Source organism: Rodentibacter sp., assembly GCF_057314195.1.
Genome location: NZ_DBHLAM010000034.1, coordinates 1 through 4,659 on the forward strand (window position 1 = coordinate 1; position 4,659 = coordinate 4,659).

Annotated in this window: 4 protein-coding genes; 1 reads left to right on the plus strand and 3 read right to left on the minus strand. The window is 37.3% G+C overall.

The features are described 5' to 3' along the window. Positions 1 to 122, plus strand: a 122-nt coding sequence (locus ACO59Y_RS05160) for a sulfurtransferase TusA family protein (protein WP_486131271.1), incomplete at its 5' end; no start/stop codon positions are given. Between the two features lie 568 nt (positions 123 to 690). Here ACO59Y_RS05160 and ACO59Y_RS05165 read toward each other — a convergent pair. From ACO59Y_RS05165 to ACO59Y_RS05175, 3 genes are all read right to left on the minus strand, one after another. Beyond that, positions 691 to 1,035, minus strand: coding sequence for an NINE protein (locus ACO59Y_RS05165; protein ID WP_486131245.1), 345 nt, complete (start codon positions 1,033 to 1,035; stop codon positions 691 to 693). Between the two features lie 1,565 nt (positions 1,036 to 2,600). Continuing rightward, a complete protein-coding gene (locus tag ACO59Y_RS05170; RefSeq protein WP_486131247.1) occupies positions 2,601 to 4,268 on the minus strand; it encodes an anaerobic C4-dicarboxylate transporter in 1,668 nt (555 codons plus the stop codon). 291 nt (positions 4,269 to 4,559) lie between these two features. Next, on the minus strand, positions 4,560 to 4,659 hold a 100-nt coding region (locus tag ACO59Y_RS05175), incomplete at its 5' end, for an acyl carrier protein (RefSeq protein WP_486131273.1).

The following is a 4,659-nucleotide window of genomic DNA, read 5'->3' on the forward strand; positions in this document are numbered from 1 at the left end:
TTGAATTTGACTGCACACAAGCCACAGAAGCCATTCCTGCATGGGCGGCAGAAGAGGGTTACGAAGTAACTGATTTTGAACAAGTCGATGATGCTAAATGGAAAATTACCGTCATTAAATAAGATATAAAAGTGCGGCTCGATGTCTCGAAATTATGTGGCTGCTGCACAGAGCTGAAATGACCTCACAAAATAGCACCGCATTGGAAAAGGCTCCAATGCGGTGCTATTTTTATGACACAAACTTAATGTTCTTTGGCTTGTCGGATAGTTTCTAACGAATGATCCAACTATTGATGTTCGATGCCAAAAGCGAAACCTTCAGTGACGAAATGTTCGGACAATATAAATCTCATTTTCCTCCACCAGATGAACGATAAAAAATTGCATTCGGGCTGTTGCAGAACAGGAATCTACAGCATGGCGCAGATTAAAGAAGTGCCTCGGTGCAATAATTTTCCTTCCTTTGAGTTAAAAATTGGCTCTGTTTTTATTCGGTTTCACATTGTTCCATATGTTACAAGAAAAATTGTTTACAAGTAGAAGGGCAATTTTTATCGTTCGGAAGATAAAATTTGATAACTTGGCATTTGAACAGTAGGTGTATTTAGTCATAAAAAATCTGTCCCTTAATCGATCGGGGATTTAGTCCGATTTTTAGGGGACAGAACACTTCATTTTCTCTTTTTACTTAAGAAATAAGCATTATTTTATTAAAATTCATCTCTTTCGCTTTTTTGTAGCATAAATAAATATCTAAGAAGACCCAAATAAATCCTACAATGAGAAATAGAGAAATAATCTTTAAAATACCTTTGCCGACATCGCCTAAATAAAAACGATCGATAGCTAATCCGCCAAATAATAACGAAAGGAGTAATACAATCATCGGATTTTTCAAAGGAATAGATTGAATTGTTGATTGGCGTTGTTCAGGTAAAGTCGAAAGTTTATCTTTAATTAGCACAATTTTCTCCGATGGAAAATAACTTGCATTAGCCATAATATAAGTATCTGCAAATTGTTGTGGTTCCATTTTAAACTCCTATATTTTGTAGATTATCAATTGATTAGTGCATTAGCAAATGCGCTGCTTATTCAAACAAAAAAGTTGCTTGTTTTCAAGCTATTATTTAGGTTTGAGTCTGTAATTTGGCTAAAATAAATAAAAATAGTGTTCATAAGTAACATATTCAGTGCTTGTAAAAGTAAGCAAGTTTTATTAACCGAATGAAAGCCGATTGGCTTTCGTGAAGCCATATTCTGACTAAAAGGGGAGATTTATATCAAAGAAAGAAATTGATCTATTAGCCACCTATTTGCTGAGCTTGCTTAGATTGAAAATGGTTTATAACATTTAATTTGCCAATTACAGGGCAATATAAGAGTTTTTTGTGCGAAAAAATATTTTTGCATAATTAAACGTATAGAGTCTAAAGTATTTAATGACATTTTTATCAACTTTATCAATGAGATAAGAATAATCCAAGGTTGCGAGCTGATGGCCATTTATGGAAAAAATATTGCGTCATAGTTTCAACACTGAAACACAAACCGCATTGCATAGCATTACGGTATGGAGCAAAACACAAGGTCTTGTCTTATCTCAAAGAAAGTCTGAAGGGAAGAAAAATGAAATTGTTTGGTGTTTCGGTTAATAAATGGACAACACTTGCGGTTGCCCTGTTGACAAAGTCAAAAAAGGGAATTATTATGTGCGCCATTCTTACAGGATATGTAAGAACAGGATTGGTCTCCTGAAAAGTGGCGTGAAGGTTGAGATACCTTCGATTTGTTTTATGTCGCAATTGACTAGAACACCAACTCAATGGTGGACTAGGTAGAAATCCCGCAGGGATGCGAGCAGTAAGCCACTTACTGTTAAGACCAATTCTGCTTAGCTCCACCTCCCTATTGTATAGCTCGTTGTTTTTTAATTTATTTCTAAATAAATTATATGGACATACGGGCTTTCTAAAAAATACTGCTACTCTTATTGTTCCTCAAGAGCATTGCAATCAATTGAATGTTACTTTGTTTCTAGTGTTTCTTTAGTTTTAAGTCTTTAGAATCCTTCGTCCAATCTAATGTTCTTTCTCTCATCCTAACTTAAAATATCGTTTATGGCTCAAGTACAAATATCCAGTTAAGGCTTTGTTGGAAATAAACGAAAGTAATGACATTACATGTAAATTAGGCTCCATTCCCAAAAATTTGCCCCGATAAACTAGTTAATTTTACCATTAGGCTCTAAATTTATAAGCGACATTAGAGTACTAAAATAGCACCGCATTGGATTGGTATTTTGGGAAGATGGGTGATACCCGAACAGGATGAATGTCATTAGCGAATGTTCTGATAGTTGAATATCGGCATTTCGGTTAATTCGGAAGGGGAGTATGCCGTTTAAAAGTTAGGCGCATTTCGTGAATCTATTTGTTGGTAAGAGCCTGATTTTATTGGTTTGAAGATCAAAATTGACGACTTGGTATTTGAAAAGTTGGAGAATTTGATTATAAAAAGAATCTGCCCTTAATTAGACGGAGATTTAGTCCGGCTTTGGGGGCAGATTAAAATTAAATGGCTTTATTGAAGAAGTAATTATAAGTAACCGAATAAACCGGTGAAGATATACCCGAAAATACAGGAAGTAATTACACCGATTAAGCCCGGTAAAATAAAGCTGTGGTTGATTACGAATTTACCGATATGGGTGGTGCCGGAACGGTCGAATTGGATGGCAGCCAAGTCGCTTGGGTAGGTCGGTAAAATGTAGTAGCCATAACAAGCGGCGGCGAAAGCAAGGATAATTGCTGGGTCAACACCGATACCTAATGCAAGTGGTACGAAAGCGACTAATGCGGCCGCTTGGGAATTTACGAATTTGGAAATTAGTAGCAACATTACTGCATAAGTCCAAGGATGGGCTTTTACCACATCGCCTAAGGCAGCTTTCATCATTGGGGTGTGGACGGAGAACATGGTTTCTGCCATCCAAGAAATTCCAAATACAGCAACCAAAGCAATCATACCAGAACGGAAGATTTCGTTTTTGCTGATTTTACTTGCATCGGTTTTGGTAAAGATAATGATCAGTGCACCGGCTAACAACATGAAGATTTGGATAACGTGAACCATACCTAATGTGGTTTTCTTTTTCGCGCTGTCTTTTAACTGAATAGTTGCGTTGGCAACGGTATCGGTTTTATCGCCTGTGGTGATAATGACATTGTTATCCTGCACAGACAAAGTTTGATTTAAGATGCCTTTGTTGTCATAAATTTCAACGCTGTTATAGGCGGTTTGGGCTTTTGCTTTACTGTCTTTTACGTCAAGTGCCACTTTGCCGTCTTTAGTGAGAGCGACGATTTTACCATCTTTAATGTTGAAACTTTGTACTGCTTTACTGTCAGAAATTACCTCAACGACTTGTGCTGGTGCGTTTTTCTCAAAGGACGGGCGCAATTCTTTAAAGTAACCTAGCAAGGCCACGATGATGATTGCTCCGAAGAAAATCCACATTGCGTTCCAACTGGACTGTGGTAACTTTTTGTCGAGCAAGGAGGCGCTATCACCATACACATATTTTTTGAATTCCGGATCTTTTAATTTTGTTTGAAATTCCTCGTCTTTATCCAAATCTTTACCGCGGAACCAACTGAAGATACCGATAGCTAATACGCCACAAAGGGTAGATGGTACGGTGATTTTTAATAAATCCAAGTAACCGTCGAAGCCTGCCAAATGATTTTGTGCATTGACTAAGAATGCGGTTAAAGTAACTACGGCAACAGATACCGGTGACGCGATGATCCCCATTTGGGAGGCGATAGAACTCGCTGCCATCGGACGTTCCGGTCGGATGTTATTTTTGATGGCGATGTCATAAATAATCGGCAGCATGGTATAAACCACGTGTCCGGTACCGCATAAAATAGTTAAGAAACAGGTTACGAAAGGGGCGAGAATACTTACATATTTTGGGTTTTTACGCAGTAATTTTTCTGCGATTTGCAACATTACATCCAAACCGCCACTGGCTTGTAATGTCGCGGATGTCACCACCACAGCGAGGATAGTCAGCATCACGTCGATTGCCGGTTTGCCCGGTTCGATGCCAAAGCCGAATACCAATACAATCAGACCAATACCGCCTAATAAACCCAGTGCGATACCGCCTTTTTTGGCGCCGTAGAACAAACAGATTAAGACGATGGCAAGCTGAATAGTAAATTGCGTGCCTTCTCCTAAATTCATCAAGAAATCCATAAAACACTCCCAAAAAATTGATTAAAGAATTAAAAATTCAGGCAGATCTTAGCATGCTTTTTAATACTAAATAAGTAGTATTAAATAGATTATTGTTTTATATCAATATTTTTTATTAAGCATAATCTTAATGAGTTTGTATGGATCGGAGGATAAGATTTTGGCATTTGGGGAAGAAATTTTAGTTAAAAAATAATGAATTTTAGGAAGGCTATAATTGAGAATGTATTAGTGTTAGAAAGGTGCTTACATAAAAAAAATTAGGCGACTCAAAAGTCGCCTAACTCGAAATTATTGATTGTTTTGCACGTAATCAATCGCAGATTGAACGGTCGTAATTTTTTCAGCTTCTTCATCAGGAATTTCGATATCGAATTCTTCTTCTAAAGCC

Excerpts from the sequence above, each read along its gene's own strand:
- ACO59Y_RS05170 (WP_486131247.1), bottom strand. The coding sequence starts at position 4,268 with ATGGATTTCTTGATGAATTTAGGAGAAGGCACGCAATTTACTATTCAG.
- ACO59Y_RS05165 (WP_486131245.1), bottom strand. The coding sequence starts at position 1,035 with ATGGAACCACAACAATTTGCAGATACTTATATTATGGCTAATGCAAGT.